Consider the following 13,789-nt stretch of genomic DNA (forward strand, 5'->3'; position numbering starts at 1 on the left):
TACGTATGAAGCAAGTACAGTTACGACCTACCGAACGAATTGATGATTTATTGACGTATGATTTGAAAATTATTCAGAGTGATGAAGTTTTCAGCTTTTCACTTGATGCTGTCCTGCTTGGCCGGTTCTGCAGTGTGGCTCCCAAGGGGCGCATGATTGATTTGTGTACGGGCAATGGGGTCGTCCCCCTGCTATTAACAACGCGAACACGCGCTGAGATTTGGGGCGTTGAAATTCAAGAACGACTCGCGGATATGGCGGTTCGCAATGCAGAGATTAACGGGTTGGAAGAGCGGCTGCATATGCTCCAAGGGGATCTGAAAACCATTCATGAAACATTAGGTCATGGCCAATTTGATGCCGTAACGGTGAATCCTCCATATTTACCTGTACCTAATGGTGAGCAGAACGCCAATGAACATTTCGCTGCGGCTCGTCATGAAATATATTGCAACTTGGAAGATGTTATTGCAGCGAGCGCAAGGCTTGTGAAGGCTGGCGGTAAAGTGGCGATGGTCCATCGGGCTACCCGTTTAATCGATATCTGCTGCTTAATGAGGCAGTATCGTCTTGAACCGAAGCGCATTCGCTATGTACACGCACGTGCTGGAGAAGAAGCGATGATGGTGTTGATCGAGGGAATGAAGGATGGAAAGCCAGAGATCCGTACCTTACCGCCGCTTATTGTTTATGATGACAATCAAGAGTACTGTAAAGAACTGAAAGAAATTTACTACGGGGGCAGAAGCTCCTTAGAGTTTTCGTAAGAAAACTAGCTTTGTAAGCATAACCTTAGAGTTTGTATTAGAATAATCATAAAAAAGTGAAGAGGGAAATAACATTGAGCTTGAATGTGCAAAAGAGCTTTCGCGAGGATGGAAGCGGCGTAGGTACGCTGTACCTGGTTGCCACACCGATAGGCAACCTAGAAGATATGACCTTCCGTGCGATTCGCACCCTGAAGGAAGTGAGCATGATTGCCGCTGAAGATACGCGGCAAACACGCAAACTGCTGACGCACTTCGAGGTCGCTACGCGACTCGTCAGCTATCACGAACACAACAAGCAAGCAAGCGGACCCGAACTCGTCCGCTTGCTGCTTGAAGGTCAGAGCATCGCGTTGGTCAGCGATGCAGGATTGCCGGCCATCTCCGATCCAGGTTATGACCTGGTGAGGATGGCCGCCCTGCAGAGCGTGCCGGTGGTGCCCATCCCCGGCGCGAATGCGGCCCTGTCGGCGCTGATTGCATCAGGCTTGCCGACAGAGCGTTTCGCCTTCGTCGGGTTTCTACCTAGGGAGAAAAAGGATCAGACGAAGGTGCTTGAAGGGCTGCAGCATACACAAGACACGCTGCTGTTTTATGAGTCCCCGCACCGCGTAGAGAAAACACTTACCCGCATGGCGGAAGTGTGGGGGGCGGAGCGGCGGGTGTGTCTTGCCCGCGAGCTGACGAAGCGGTACGAGGAGTTCCTGCGGGGCACCATCGCAGAGTGCCTCGCGCACTTAGAGCAGTACCCGCCTCAGGGCGAGTACTGCGTGATCGCCGAAGGCGCATCGGAGAAGGAAGCCCGTGAAGCAGCCGATGGCTGGTGGGAGGCGATGACGCTGGGTGAGCATGTTGAGCACTACGAGCAAGGCGGGAACGATCGCAAGGATGCACTGAAGTTGGTCGCGAGCGACCGAGGGCTTTCCAAGCGTGATGTATATAATGCACTACTCGATCGCTAAGGCGCGCGGGCAGTGCAAGCACTCCCGCGGTTCCCGCCGACAAAAGTTCTCTGGACAAAAAAAGATCTCTAATCCATGGCCGAAGCCAACAAATTAGAGATTAAAGGAGATATGAAAAAGGTTAGAATTACCAATAGGATAAGTGCTACTTCTATTATATACTACTTTTCTTATTTTGTCACAGGTGTTGGCATTTCTGCTAAACAAATATGACAAACAATTTTTCCTTTGAAGTAAGAAACGTTTTCAGCATTACCACAGAAGATACAAGCAGGCTCATATTTTTTCAACATGATGCGCTCGCCGTCTACATAAATCTCCAAAGCGTCTTTCTCACCAATACCCAACGTGCGGCGCAACTCGATTGGAATAACAACGCGACCCAATTCGTCAACTTTTCTTACAATTCCCGTAGATTTCATCATATATATAAACCCCTTTCGATTTTATCAAAAATTTATCAATATCGTCATGTTTCGACATATCTTCTTGCCTAATGATACCAACGATTCCCAAAATAGTCAACCATATTTTCGTCTATTTAAGCTTATTATTCAAAAAAAATTTTAAAATAGTTTTTGTTTAAAATATGAGAAAAACCAAGTAGAATAAGGGAATGTAAATAATATATTACGTGCGTCTCCCTTAAAAAGTCAAAAATTACGAAGATAAAGATTAGCCTAGCATGATAGAGAAATTGGAATAAGTGTTTCGACAAAATACGACAAAAATGTCGAAGTTACGAAAGGGAATTGTCGAAATTATTTAAATTTGCTAAAGAGAGGTTGTGAATGGATGAAGGAAGAGAAGGTTTTTAAAGATCCGGTTCATAAATATATTTACGTGCAAGATAATACGATTTGGGATTTGATTAATACGCGAGAGTTTCAAAGACTGCGCCGCATAAGGCAATTAGGCACATCTTATCTAACCTTTCATGGTGCTGAGCATAGTAGATTCTCACATTCACTCGGTGTGTACGAAATCACTCGGAAAATAATTTCGCAATTCGAACGCAATCACTATGAGGATTGGCCGCAAGAGGAACGTCTGCTCTGCCTTTGTGCGGCATTGCTCCATGATCTGGGTCACGGGCCCTTCTCGCATTCCATTGAAAAAGCTTTCGGAACGAAACATGAAGACTGGTCGTGCAGAATTGTCCTTGGAGATACGGATGTGAACAAAGTCCTCAGCCGAGTGTCACCTGATTTTCCGAAAAAAGTGGCGGGCGTTATTTGTAAATCGTATAGTGAAGAAATTGTGGTTAGCCTTGTATCCAGTCAGTTGGATGCAGATCGCATGGACTATTTGCTGCGCGACGCCTATTTCACTGGTGTAAATTACGGCACGTTCGATCTAGAGCGGATTCTTCGTGTTATTCGGCCCTATAAAGGGCATATTGTTGTCAAGGAAAGCGGCATGCATGCCGTAGAAGATTATTTAATGTCCCGTTATCAAATGTATTGGCAGGTGTATTTCCATCCTGTGACACGTAGTGCGGAAATTCTGCTGCACAAAGTTTTTGCGCGTGCCAAACATTTATACGAAGAAAACTATACGTTTGGATTTATGGTTGAGCCTATTTTACATCTGATTCAGAATAAAATTTCGCTCGAAGATTATTTGTTATTGGATGAGTCTGTTATGCAGACGATGTTAACTTTCTGGAGTAATGAGAAAGATCCTATTTTAGGCGATATGTGTAAACGGTTCTTGGATCGTAAGTTGTACAAATACAGCACCTTTGATGAGTCTAATCAACGTCAAATTAAGCTGATGGAAAAAGTGATGGCTGAGGTTGGATTCGACCCTACCTATTACATGGAAATTGATTTTCCGTCTAATCAATCTTATGACGTGTATAGACCGGGGGAAACGGACGATAATTTGCCGATTTTTCTGCTGGATCATAAGGAGACTTTAACGGAAATTACTCATCGATCTGAAATTGTTCAATCCATCAGCGGATTCCAAATGGGCAAACATCATGTTTATTATCCGGAGGAACTGTTGGAACGTTTGAACGCAACCAATTATCCTGAATTATGGGCGCTGCTTGGTGAGCAAGATTAGCTGGAAAATTAAGTGCAGCAGAAAGCAGAATATTTCAACTTAAGGGAGAACAAAGATGCTAACGGATTCACATACACATTTAAACGCGGAACAATTTAATGAAGATCAAGATGAAGTGATAGAGCGAGCGCTGGACGCTGGAGTGACAAGAATGGTGAATGTAGGCTTCAACCGGGAGACCATACCCAGTTCAATTGCCCTCGCTGAGAGGTATGATTTCATCTATTCTACGGTAGGGTGGCATCCTGTTGATGCTATTGATATGATGCCAGGGGACTTAGAATGGATTGAAGAGTTGTGCAAGCACGAAAAAGTTGTCGCCATCGGAGAAATTGGACTAGATTACTACTGGGATAAGTCGCCGAAGGATGTACAGCAGCGGGTATTTCGGGAGCAAATTCGTTTAGCGCGTAAATTGGGGATGCCCATTGTCATACATAATCGAGATGCCCATCAAGATATTTTACACATTTTAAAAGAAGAGAAGGCCGCGGAAGTGGGGGGAATGATGCACTGCTTCTCAGGAAGCTGGGAGACGGCGAAGCAGTGTCTGGATATGAATTTTCATATTTCTTTTGGAGGTCCAATTACGTTTAAGAATGCTAAGCAACCGAAGGAAGTGCTGGCGCAAGTTCCGTTAGATCGTTTATTAATTGAGACCGATGCTCCCTATCTGACCCCGCATCCTTTCCGCGGCAAGCGTAACGAAACCGGCTATGTTCGCTTGGTAGCTGAGACAGCCGCGGAAATTCGAGGTATGACTTTGGAAGAAATTGCGGAAATAACAACAAACAATGCCATTCGATTGCTAGGTCTCAAGTAAAGCGTTTTTCTCGAACTTGCGGCGAAGCACTATACCGCAGCTGAAAGAGATGAAGATGAGACTGATGAGTGGAACGAGTAGATAGATTTGTGAAGACCGAATCATAAGAGGAATCGTCAGGATACATAGCTCTAGCAGCAAGACTGACCAAATGATAAAGGCCAATGAACCGGCTTTCGAATTTTGATTGAGCGGGTACATCTCCAACCAGAATGTATAGCGATGGGCGCGCTCGAGAGACGATAACTGAACAAGAGAAATCAGAAGAGAAATCATGAAGATTAAGCTCCTTGCAGTACCGCTGCTTGAAACGGATATAGCTAGTACCCCTAATACGGTGAGACGCAGTACGATCGCGAACAGCTCTGTACGCAACAATGTCTTCATATATAGGTACAAATAGGCAGCATCTTGTCTAAAAGGTATGAACCGTGTAAGCCCGCTGATCCAACTTCGGCGGGCTATTCGCGTTCCCATCTGAGGCACATCGACGAACCAGCTGAAAAAAGCATGAAGTCGAGCTTGCTGCTGATTTTCCTTGGCGATCAAGTAGTCCCATCCGATGACGTATTTAGATGCGAAATGAGCGGCTGCTAACCATACGAAAATGAGCAGAAGAGCAGCGCTGCTTGCCCATAAAATGCTGGTTAGAAATTGCAGTGAAATGAGAGCGATTGTTGCAATCCAGCGAAAGCTAATCGAAGCTAATCTGGTACGCTCATGAGTAAAACGACTTTCCTGCCAACTAGCTAATAAATTAGCTATCTTTAATAGAAGAAGTAGTGCGAGCATCAGTAAGAAATGCTGCTCTGAAGCGCCAAGACAGTGATGATAAAGCGGCCATAAAATAACCCAGGCGATAAATGTCCAAAAAGCTTGCAGTGTCAAACTGTACATGAATCCACTTCGGAAATATGCGCCCATTTGATGTTCGATCCGTAACAAAAACATACGATCTGCTTTCCTTACCAATGTACGAATGGGGCTTGAAGATAGAAGCGGAACGAGCAGCAAAAGCACGATCCACAGATAGGGATAATCTGTCGGAAGACGCTGTAGTATTTTTGCATAATAATAGGAAGAAATGATGACAAGAAACAACACGAGACCGATAAAATTACTACGCGCTGCGTATTGCCAATAGCCCATGGATTCCTTCATATAATGTTCGAATCTTTGCTGCCATAAGGTACGGGTGTTGATGTCCATTTTACTCATAACGAATCCCCTTGTACGAGCTTATAGAAAATGTCGTCTAGTGACGCTCCCGGGAGTTCAGTTTGCCCGCGTAATTCGACTAAATCACCCTGAGCAACCATACGACCTCGATGAAGGACAACGTAGTTATCGCAATATTTTTCAATTGTAGACAAAATATGCGATGAGATGAGGAATGATGCTCCTTTATGTTTCATTTTGACCATTAGTTCTAGTAAGGAACGGATCGCTAAAGGGTCGAGGCCGAGAAAGGGTTCATCGATAATATATAACGAGGGTTCGATTAGAAATGCGTTCATAATCATGACTTTCTGTTTCATTCCTTTGGATAAATGGCTGGCAAAGCTGTTCAGCTTGTCCTTCATTTGAAACTGCTCCAAAAGGGAGCTAGATCGAGCCGAATAGTCGTCTTTCGACAAGCCGTAGGCCATTGCGGTTAATTCAAGGTGTTCGCGGATCGTGAGCTCCTCGTAGAGCTCAGGACTTTCGGGTACATAAGCGTAGGTTGCGCGATAGGACAAAGAATTCTCAGCTAAAGTTAGTCCGTTGATTCGAATCGATCCTTTTTGCGGTTGAAGTAGTCCGAGAATGTTTTTGATCGTCGTACTTTTACCCGCACCATTAAGTCCGATCAGACCCATCATTTCACCTTGACGGATAGAAAAGGTTAGGTCATGAAGAACGGGTTTATTTGGTAAATACCCCCCGTATAAAGAGTCAACTTGTAGAATGGAGCCCATCTCATTGCCTCCCTGATTAGCAAATTATTGGTATTTATGAATCGCTTTCCTATACGATCATTATAAACAAATTTGTAATTTAAGCCTAGTTTAGGGGTGGAAAGTTGAAAAGAGTGTGTATACGTACGTGATAGTGAGATATAAGTAGAAAAATAGCTGTTTAGTTGTTCATTTAAGCAAATTTTAGTCGATTTAGCCCTTTTTAGTAGGTGTTAATCCCTTTACAGGTTAAGATTAACAGCGTAATATACTTTTCATAATAACTTAATAACCAATTTGCCATTTTTCCATTCGCTGAGTTCCATTTATGGGAACGGGGGAACCACTGTAAACTGAAGAAGCATGCTTCTTGAGTGAACAGAGTGAGTAACAGGGGTGAATCTTTGAGTATACTTCGTATGCTCTTAGTAGGGCGACTCTCACGTCCGAATCCGTCAGCTAACCTCGTAAGCGTAAGAGAGGTAACGATTGTCGTGCGTGCTATTTGTGTATTTTACTATACAAACTAAGCCAGCGAGAAGAGTCCTCTTCTTGCTGGCTTTTTGTCTTCATAAAGGGCTATACACATTTCGGACGACTAAAAATTGCCCGGAATTCATATGAATGTTGAATAGGCAAACTGGTGTGGGACGACCAGAAGGCAGCGGTTTAGCACCGTACTGCTGATGGCGAACACGTTAAGTTAAACTAAAAAACCTTAGTCGCGTCAAATCTAATCATGCTGTAACCTGGCGGCGAGGCTTTGAAGGAGGACCGAAGAAGTGGGCAGTATCTCTATTAGCGAGACCCATGTAAAACGATCATCCAGCATGTCCTTCGCATTGCGATGGAAGCATGAAAACTTGCGTTTGATTTTAAGCTTAGCCATAATTTCAATCGCAATGACTTTCATGTTTTTGGTGTTGTTGTACGGTACGGCTACCAAGAGCGTATCCGTGGTTGTGAATGGACAAGAAACCGTTGTGCATACGAAGCAATGGGTCCTGCAACGCCTACTGGATGAACAAGCCATAAAGATTGGTGAACACGATGAAATTTCTGCTGCGCCAACGACAACAATCAAGGGTGGAGACAAAATTGTCATCGAACATGCCTCACCGATTCAATTGACTGCTGATGGAAAGACCACCACTGTTTACACAACTGCAAGAACGGTAGAAAGTGCATTGCAACGTTTACATATTGCACTTGGGGAGAACGATCGATTAACTCCCGAACCGACAGCCGCTCTGAGCTCGGGCGATGAAATCAAAATCGTCCGTGTGAAAAAAGAGACGGAGGAAGTAACTGAGCCGATTGCGTTCGATACGGAAAAGAAGAGCGACGCATCGCTGCTCAAAGGCAAAGAGCAAGTCGTCCAAGAAGGTAAAGAGGGCGTACTCTTGAAGAAGAAAGAAAAGACTTTCGAAGATGGTGTTTTAGTCGCGGAAGCAGTTGTGGGTGAAGAAGTACAAACGGAAAGTATTAATAAAGTCGTGTCTGTGGGCACGAAAAATCCTGTTGTTGTTCTCTCGTCTTCATCGCCTAGTGTGGATGAGGTTTCGAAGAATGGTGTAACGTTTGGGTATAAACAAATCCTGAAGAATGTGAAGTTGACTGCTTATTCGGCGGACGTGGCATCTACAGGTAAATCCGAAGGATCTCCTGGCTTTGGTAAAACCTATACAGGGACTACCGTGTCAGAAGGCAGGACAATAGCGGTTGATCCCAAAGTAATTCCGCTCGGATGGTGGGTTTACATTGAGGGCATTGGCTTCCGCCGTGCCGAAGATATTGGCAGCGGTGTGAAAGGTCAAATGATTGATGTCTACTTTGAAGATCATGGTTATGCCAATAAATTCGGAACGAAACAAGGGTACACCGTGTATGTGGTAGGACCAAAAAAGCCGTCTGAAAATTAACGTGTAAACGTCTGTTTCAGCGGGAAGAATGTCATATATACGTTGCCAGGTAACAACCTGGGCGAAAGAAGAGGGGACCCCTCTTCTTTTTCTGCGTTGAATAAGAATGTATAAGTTCTATACTTTAGCTCCGCATCAACCTTGACAAACGCGCTCGTCTCTGAAGGACGACGGAGTCGTTTATCCTTGGTACCGGGAAGGGAACCGCTTATGATAAAAGAAGTGATTGTCGTCGAAGGCAAAGACGATACAGCTGCTATTCGCCGAGCGGTAGAGGCGGATACGATTGAAACAGGCGGCTCTGCGATCGGACAAGCCGTACTAAAGCGTATTGCACTTGCACAGCAGCGCAGAGGCGTTATTATATTCACGGATCCGGATCACGCAGGTGAACGGATTCGGAAGATTGTAGCAGCCAGGGTGCCTGGCTGCAAGCATGCTTTCATTACGCAGGAGCAGGCCGAGTACAAGGGTGATATCGGCGTTGAGAATGCGACGCCTGAGACGATCCGTCAAGCTCTTCAGAGTCTTCGGACAGAATATGATGGTGCTGTCTCACAGCTGACCATGGAGGATCTCATGGCCGCAGGGTTGATTGTTCATGCTGAGGCGGCGTCTCGCCGGCTGATCGTGGGTAAAGCGTTAGGAATTGGTTATTGCAATGGCAAGCAGTTTTATAAGCGTTGTGCGATGTTTCAGATCTCGCGTGAGGAATTTGAGGCTGCTTTGGAGTATTTGGAAGCTGATAATTAAAATGGATGTTGCCGTTGTTGTAGTTTCTACAACAAATCCTATTCCAAATGGCTATTTTGCAAGTTGAAGTTGTAATTCGTACAACATTTTTGACCCATTTGTGGAGAAAAGTCTGTATTTAGTCCCAAGAGTTGTACAATATGCAACATTCTAGTAGTAGAGACGGGATTTGAGCAGCAATTGTTGCATTTCCTGCAACATTATCCAACTGAAAGTATGTACTCATACAGGAAGCTCTCACGAGCTTACGTGACTATGCATACCGGTCTTCAGAAAGATGCCACTTAGAAAATAATTGAATGAGATTTGGTGCAGAGTTTTAATGAGCATTTGAATGAAAATGAAGAATGTGAAATCCAGAACCTATAGATAATGAGGTCTATATCATGAATGTACCCAACAATGAAGTGATTGTAACAGCAGATGACGTGGCTACACCAAGTAAAACGAAACAAATTATTAAAAGAAATGGTCTGGTGCTCAAAAAGAGCTTGGGTCAAAACTTTCTGATTGACCAAAATATCCTAAGCAAGATTGTCATGGCCGCTGAGCTCGGACCGAACAAGGCTGTGCTTGAGATCGGCCCCGGCATTGGGGCGCTCACGCAGCAGCTGGCCAAGCTCGCTGGCCGCGTCTTGGCCGTCGAGATCGATCAGCGTCTGCTGCCCATCCTGGACGAGACGCTAGAGCCCTATCCCCATGCTACCGTTGTCCATGGGGACATCTTGAAGACCGACCTGCCGGAATTGTTCCGGCAGCACTTCGAGGGCATGAACGGCGTCAGTGTCGTCGCCAACCTGCCTTACTACATCACGACGCCGATCATCATGAAGCTTCTCGAAGAGAAGCTTCCCTTGGAGAATATCGTCGTGATGATTCAAAAAGAAGTGGCCGACCGCATGGCGGCTCGCCCGGGCACCAAAGATTACGGCAGCCTCAGCATTGCCGTGCAGTTCCACTGCGAGCCGGAGCTTGTCACGATCGTGCCGCGCACCGTCTTCGTGCCGCAGCCGAACGTCGACTCCGCCGTGATCCGGCTGCGTGTGCGCAAAACTCCGCCGGTTGAGGTGGCGGACGTGGACTTCTTCTTCGCCGTCGTCCAAGCGTCCTTCGTCCAGCGGCGCAAAACCCTTTACAATAACCTAGCTGCGCGGTTCTTCACGAAAGAAAACAAGCCTGAGCTGGAAGCGCTGCTGCTCGGCATTAACATAGAGCCTTCGCGTCGCGGCGAAACGCTCAGTATGGAAGAGTTCGCGCGCTTGTCTTCGGCTCTTCGCGCGTACGGCTGCAAATAACCCGCACCAAATGCCTAGTTTCGCCATAGGATACCCCTAGGAGGGGATTTGTGCGATGAGGCAAGGAGACTTTGTTACCCGTAAATCCTATGGCGGCGACGTCATGTTTAAGATTGAGCGCATAGAGCAGCTGAAGGCTATTCTGCGTGGTGTAGATTATAGGCTGCTCGCAGATGCGCCGTTAGTTGATTTGACCATTTCAAATCCGACAGATGTCATGGATCATCCGCGATCGAGCTCACCCGAATTTCGGGAGTCGCTCCGGCGTCTGGCGGTATCCCAGGTGCAGCTGCAGGAGAAGAACCAACTCTCTATAAACCATAAACAAAATACCAATAAAACCTACTTCGAAGTGCCTGGCAAAGTGCTGCACTTAGATGGCGATCCTACTTACTTACGTAAAAGTATGCAGATTTATGGGGAATTGCGTGTGCCTGCCGAGGGATTTTATATTCCTGAAGCACAAATGGCGGATGCTCTTCACAGGCTGCTTCCACAAATTAAGCCGGACATTGTTGTCGTTACCGGTCATGACGGAATACTTAAACAACGTAAAGGTGGAGGTCCAAGCAACCTTGCCAGCTATAAGAATTCACAAAACTTCGTAAATGCTGTTCAGATCGCTAGGCAGTATGAGCGAAACCGGGACTCCATGATTATCGTGGCTGGTGCTTGTCAATCTCATTTTGAGGCCTTGCTTAGGGCTGGTGCTAATTTTGCGAGTTCTCCTGCTCGTATCCTCATTCACGCCTTAGATCCGCTTTGTATCGCGGCTAAACTGTCGTATACTTCCGTGAAGGATACCATATCGATGCTTGATATCGTTGACTTGACAGTGACAGGTTTGGATGGGTTGGGTGGGGTAGAGACGAGAGGGAGCTATCGCATGGGGGTTCCGGGGATTCAACAATCGGAAGATCATGTTTAAATATTCTTATGGTACATGTAAAAACAACATGATCCGACAAAACATATGGTATGCAGTAGCAACACTTACCTGTCATTTGACTCCTTGAAGGAGGCTGACTAGGTAAGTGTTCTTTTTTTAGTGGAAAAGTGTGAATAATTTGCGAACTTTGGAGACAACCTATAAGAGAGGGATTTCGAAAATTCAGCAAAAATGCCGTTGACAACAGGAATGTGGTGCTGATATAATATTTGACCGCGTTTGACATGCCTGTCTGAATGGGTTATAATTAACTAGGAAAGAGGTGGTAGTTGACAATGGCAAAAAATGCGCTGTTGGAGATCAAACGCAGTTTGGAGCCCCACGTTGGGCAGAAGATCATGTTAAGAGCGAATGGTGGCCGTCGTAAGACTGTCGAGCGTTCTGGTGTTTTAGAAGAAACCTACCCTTCTGTGTTTATTGTGAAATTAGATCAAGAATCCCACGCCTTTAAACGAGTGTCGTACAGCTACGCCGATATCCTTACCGAATCCGTTGAAGTTACCGTGTGTAATGACGATGGTCAGGTTCGTATCACCTACATCCAACATTAGCTTAATGCATTCCTATATGAGCAGACCCAGAGGGTCTGTTTTTGCATTTGAATGGACCTTATCGGGTTGGGCATACTATAGCAAAACTCTAAGGAGGTTCCAAATATGAGTCGCAGAAGAGGGATCATGTCTGAAAGCTTTAAATATGAATTAGCCAAAGATCTAGGGTTTTATGATGTGGTGCAGCGTGAGGGCTGGGAGGGCATTCGAACGAAGGATGCAGGGAACATGGTGAAGCGGGCGATCCAAATTGCCCAGGAACAGCTGGTGAAACAGTATAGCCCTGGGGCTTCTACAATCAATCAGATGCATTCAACGACGCAATCAACGTACAGTCAGCCTAACCTCAATCAAACTAACTACAGTCAACCTACTTCCAATCCATCTAGCTACACTCCGTCGAATTATAATCAGTCCACCTATCAATCTGTATCTTCCCAACAAACCTATTCGCAGCCTCAATCGAGCTTTAATCAGAACGTATACAGCCGATCGCAGCAAACGCAATCTTCCTATACACCTGCTGCCTACATGCCGAATACGACCAATGTAAATACCTATAGATCTTCTAATCCAATACAGCCTAATGCGGCGGTTTTAAATCAAATAATTGCTGGATCGCAGCAGACAACGCAAGCGGAACAGCGTCCCTACAACAGCTAAAGCGAATGCTTTAGCTTTTTTTTTGCGCTTTTGTTATAATATTTTAACGGCAAACGAGCAAAAGAAGGTGATCTGATGAAGATTTTTGAAAAAGCACCGGCTAAAATCAATTTATCCCTTGATGTTTTACATAAAAGATCAGACGGTTACCATGAAGTTGAGATGGTCATGACGATGGTAGATCTAGCAGATCGGATCGAAATGCAGGAGCTCTCGCGTGACACCATCATCATATCCAGTCAGGCGGGGTATATTCCGCTGGATGAAAAGAACTTAGCCTTTCAGGCGGCACGCCTTATTAAGGATCGATACGACGTCAAACAGGGCGTATACATCCATTTGGACAAGCAGATCCCCGTTGCAGCGGGTCTAGCGGGGGGCAGCAGCGATGCGGCAGCGACGCTTAGAGGTTTAAATCGGCTTTGGAACTTAAACATCCCTATGGAAGACCTGCAGGTGCTTGGAGCGGAGCTTGGCTCGGATGTACCTTTCTGTGTAACGGGAGGGACGGCTGTCGCTAGAGGACGTGGAGAGAAGCTGGAACCGATCGTTTCGCCGCCTCAGTGTTGGGTCGTACTAGCGAAGCCGCCCATTAATGTGTCCACATCGGAGATTTATGGGAAGTTGAATGCGCGCGAGATTAAGCATCATCCTTCGACTGAAGGTGTGCTAAACGCGATTCGGGAGAAGCGATTCGATCAGCTTTGCGGAAGCCTCGGCAATGTGCTTGAGGAAGTGACGTTGGACCTTTATCCCGAGGTGAGACATCTCAAAGAATGCATGCAGAGGCTTGGTGCAGATGGTGTGTTGATGTCAGGAAGCGGGCCGACGGTATTCGGTCTCGTATCCAAGGAAGCGAAGGTGCCCCGGATTTATAACGGGCTGCGTGGATTTTGTAAGGATGTTTACGCAGTGCGGATGTTGACGTAGATGAAGTAGGACGGTTGCAGGGCCCGCGAAGGGCTCTTTTTCATTGAATAGGGGTTTGACTAAGGCTCACCACTTTCATAAACTGTGTTAGATTGATGTTAAGTTGATGTTAATATAATTTTCATGAGAAGCTTGAATAAATACGTATAAAAATGGTATATTTT

Annotated in this window: 13 protein-coding genes, 1 pseudogene and 1 riboswitch; of the genes and pseudogenes, 11 read left to right on the top strand and 3 right to left on the bottom strand. The window is 45.7% G+C overall.

Going from position 1 to position 13,789, the window contains the following annotated elements; genetic code table 11:
• Positions 1–5 precede the first annotated feature (5 nt).
• Together QFZ81_RS35110 and rsmI are read left to right on the top strand one after the other, a co-directional pair.
• Positions 6–767 (top strand): tRNA1(Val) (adenine(37)-N6)-methyltransferase, encoded by a 762-nt coding sequence (locus tag QFZ81_RS35110; protein WP_307606452.1) that lies wholly within the window; start codon positions 6–8, stop codon positions 765–767.
• A gap of 74 nt (positions 768–841) precedes the next feature.
• Entirely contained in the window at positions 842–1,729 is an 888-nt protein-coding gene (rsmI, locus tag QFZ81_RS35115; RefSeq protein WP_307606454.1) for a 16S rRNA (cytidine(1402)-2'-O)-methyltransferase, read from the top strand.
• A 170-nt stretch (positions 1,730–1,899) separates the two neighbouring features.
• On the opposite strand, the gene QFZ81_RS35120 is transcribed toward rsmI, so the two are convergent.
• The gene (locus QFZ81_RS35120; protein ID WP_028557356.1) at positions 1,900–2,154 is read right to left on the bottom strand and encodes an AbrB/MazE/SpoVT family DNA-binding domain-containing protein; all 255 of its coding nucleotides are present in this window, start codon (positions 2,152–2,154) and stop codon (positions 1,900–1,902) included.
• A gap of 370 nt (positions 2,155–2,524) precedes the next feature.
• Between QFZ81_RS35120 and QFZ81_RS35125 the strand changes: the two genes are divergently transcribed.
• Together QFZ81_RS35125 and QFZ81_RS35130 are read left to right on the top strand one after the other, a co-directional pair.
• Positions 2,525–3,802: an HD domain-containing protein gene (locus QFZ81_RS35125; RefSeq protein WP_307606456.1), complete on the top strand. Its 1,278-nt coding sequence runs from the start codon at positions 2,525–2,527 to the stop codon at positions 3,800–3,802.
• A gap of 55 nt (positions 3,803–3,857) precedes the next feature.
• Complete coding sequence (locus tag QFZ81_RS35130) at positions 3,858–4,625, top strand: TatD family hydrolase (RefSeq protein ID WP_307606458.1); 768 nt, start codon at positions 3,858–3,860, stop codon at positions 4,623–4,625.
• Here the strand turns inward: QFZ81_RS35130 and QFZ81_RS35135 are convergent.
• Positions 4,611–5,843 carry an ABC transporter permease gene (locus QFZ81_RS35135; protein ID WP_307606460.1) on the bottom strand — a complete coding sequence of 411 codons (1,233 nt, stop codon included), beginning with the start codon at positions 5,841–5,843 and terminating at the stop codon, positions 4,611–4,613. The genes QFZ81_RS35130 and QFZ81_RS35135 overlap by 15 nt on opposite strands.
• The gene (locus tag QFZ81_RS35140) at positions 5,840–6,583 is read right to left on the bottom strand and encodes an ABC transporter ATP-binding protein (protein ID WP_307606462.1); all 744 of its coding nucleotides are present in this window, start codon (positions 6,581–6,583) and stop codon (positions 5,840–5,842) included. The genes QFZ81_RS35135 and QFZ81_RS35140 overlap by 4 nt, the downstream gene beginning before the upstream one ends.
• Before the next feature lie 282 nt (positions 6,584–6,865).
• Positions 6,866–7,051, top strand: a riboswitch (cyclic di-AMP (ydaO/yuaA leader).
• Between the two features lie 293 nt (positions 7,052–7,344).
• Here QFZ81_RS35140 and QFZ81_RS35145 point away from each other — a divergent pair.
• The 7 genes and pseudogenes from QFZ81_RS35145 (at position 7,345) to ispE (ending at position 13,625) form a co-directional block, all read left to right on the top strand.
• Positions 7,345–8,484, top strand: coding sequence for a resuscitation-promoting factor (locus QFZ81_RS35145; protein ID WP_307436354.1), 1,140 nt, complete (start codon positions 7,345–7,347; stop codon positions 8,482–8,484).
• Between the two features lie 210 nt (positions 8,485–8,694).
• The gene (rnmV, locus tag QFZ81_RS35150) at positions 8,695–9,237 is read left to right on the top strand and encodes a ribonuclease M5 (protein WP_307436349.1); all 543 of its coding nucleotides are present in this window, start codon (positions 8,695–8,697) and stop codon (positions 9,235–9,237) included.
• Positions 9,238–9,623: 386 nt separating this feature from the next.
• A complete protein-coding gene (gene rsmA / locus QFZ81_RS35155) occupies positions 9,624–10,532 on the top strand; it encodes a 16S rRNA (adenine(1518)-N(6)/adenine(1519)-N(6))-dimethyltransferase RsmA (RefSeq protein WP_307436346.1) in 909 nt (302 codons plus the stop codon).
• 55 nt (positions 10,533–10,587) lie between these two features.
• A complete protein-coding gene (gene yabG, locus QFZ81_RS35160) occupies positions 10,588–11,460 on the top strand; it encodes a sporulation peptidase YabG (RefSeq protein ID WP_307436343.1) in 873 nt (290 codons plus the stop codon).
• Positions 11,461–11,756: 296 nt separating this feature from the next.
• Positions 11,757–12,032 carry a biofilm formation stimulator Veg gene (veg, locus tag QFZ81_RS35165; RefSeq protein WP_028557365.1) on the top strand — a complete coding sequence of 92 codons (276 nt, stop codon included), beginning with the start codon at positions 11,757–11,759 and terminating at the stop codon, positions 12,030–12,032.
• Positions 12,033–12,137: 105 nt separating this feature from the next.
• A pseudogene (locus QFZ81_RS35170) lies at positions 12,138–12,308 on the top strand (small, acid-soluble spore protein, alpha/beta type); the annotation flags it as partial.
• Between the two features lie 462 nt (positions 12,309–12,770).
• Complete coding sequence (ispE, locus tag QFZ81_RS35175; RefSeq protein WP_307436340.1) at positions 12,771–13,625, top strand: 4-(cytidine 5'-diphospho)-2-C-methyl-D-erythritol kinase; 855 nt, start codon at positions 12,771–12,773, stop codon at positions 13,623–13,625.
• Positions 13,626–13,789: the final 164 nt, after the last annotated feature.

The sequence above is a fragment of the Paenibacillus sp. V4I9 genome (assembly GCF_030817295.1).
In the GTDB taxonomy this organism is placed as follows: domain Bacteria; phylum Bacillota; class Bacilli; order Paenibacillales; family NBRC-103111; genus Paenibacillus_E.